Source organism: Proteus sp. fly-1089, assembly GCF_040138965.1.
In the GTDB taxonomy this organism is placed as follows: domain Bacteria; phylum Pseudomonadota; class Gammaproteobacteria; order Enterobacterales; family Enterobacteriaceae; genus Proteus; species Proteus vulgaris_B.
This window is the reverse complement of the sequence record NZ_JBEETS010000018.1, coordinates 1-1368: the sequence shown is the minus strand read 5'-3', so window position 1 is coordinate 1368 and position 1368 is coordinate 1. Positions and strand designations below refer to the sequence as shown.

The window sequence follows — 1368 nt, the reverse complement described above, 5'->3', positions numbered from 1 at the left end:
CAACAAGATGATAAACAGATTTGTGAGGCTGAATTAGATTTGTCCTCTGCTCGGGGTGTGTTATGGGTAGGTGATGTAATTTGTGATCCGCAAACGACGTTGGTAAACCGGAATTAAGATCTCTTAAAATTAGGTTCCTAATATTATGATAAATATTAAAAATTTAGTTTTTATTTTTATTTTTATTTTTACATCTTTATTTTCTGCTAATTCATTCGCTGACAAAAATGAATTCTTTTTTGTCGAAAATAATATCGACAATGAATATTTTATTACTACATCAAAATTAAGCCCTCGCTTCACTGGCGCAAATGAGTTTGCGAAATTTGTAGCAAAACACTCCAGCCTAGGCTATATGGGAATGGGCACATGGAAAGTGGGGAAAAATTATTATGGTGATATTTGGTTAGAAAATTCTCCCATTAAAGAACCTTTTACGGGTAACCGTTGCCGAAGGGATATGTCTGGTTGTCCTGATACTGCATTAAATGCTGCAGAGTATATACTAGCCGATGGGGCTTATCACATCCCAGCTTTCAACAACGATGGGCAATCGAATAATGCAAGAGGGATCTTCTCTAATAGTTCATATTTATTTTTTGATAAAATGGCAGTAAATACTCAAACAACTTTAGATTACCGTTTTTGCTCAACAAATAAATTTTATGATCCATCAAAAGGTCAACGTTGTGTCGATGTTGAACCTAAAAATGAAGAAAAAACCATTTACGATTTAACAAAAATTGGACACTTAAAATTAATCTCTACAAATGCATTACAAGAAATTTTTGTTGATAGTAATGGTAATGCCGTATTAGGTCTAGGCTCCAAATTCTGTTCTGTAACAACAGTCGCTAATGTATCAGGGGTAAGTTGTCGTCTTGTGGAATCTGAATTACAAGGCTCATTAATCAGTACAATTCGTATTAGTTTAAATATAGATCCAATGCTAGGTTTTGATCCTAAAAGTGCCACTATTAAAATAAAAGGAAGCAACTTTACCAAGTGGTATAATTACGATGATAGAACTTATGCTACAAATATTTTGTCTGTCGGGGAAAATGGAATTGATGTCTTTTTTTCACAAACATTTCTAAAAGAACTCATTACTCGTAAAATTGATTTATCTAAAAGCCAGCAATTATTTACTTTTGGTTTTGATAACAAAAGCGTTGCACCACAATCAGGCTTTTATGAATTTACCCCTTCTAATACGATAATTATCAAGCCTCGTGATTATGGGATCAGTATTATCTCTAAAGAATTAGTCAACAATCCTTATAGAGAAGGAAAAGTGGGTGATAAAGAGCCACCATTAACGTTTGACTATATCGTCACGACCAGCGCATTTCGCCAAGCTGATAAAAT

Annotated in this window: 1 protein-coding gene; it reads left to right on the top strand. The window is 33.7% G+C overall.

The window, feature by feature from the left end:
* Nucleotides 1-145: 145 nt before the first annotated feature.
* Nucleotides 146-1368 (top strand): fimbrial adhesin EcpD family protein (locus ABN080_RS18130; RefSeq protein ID WP_349441658.1); only part of this gene is annotated, 1223 nt, incomplete at its 3' end.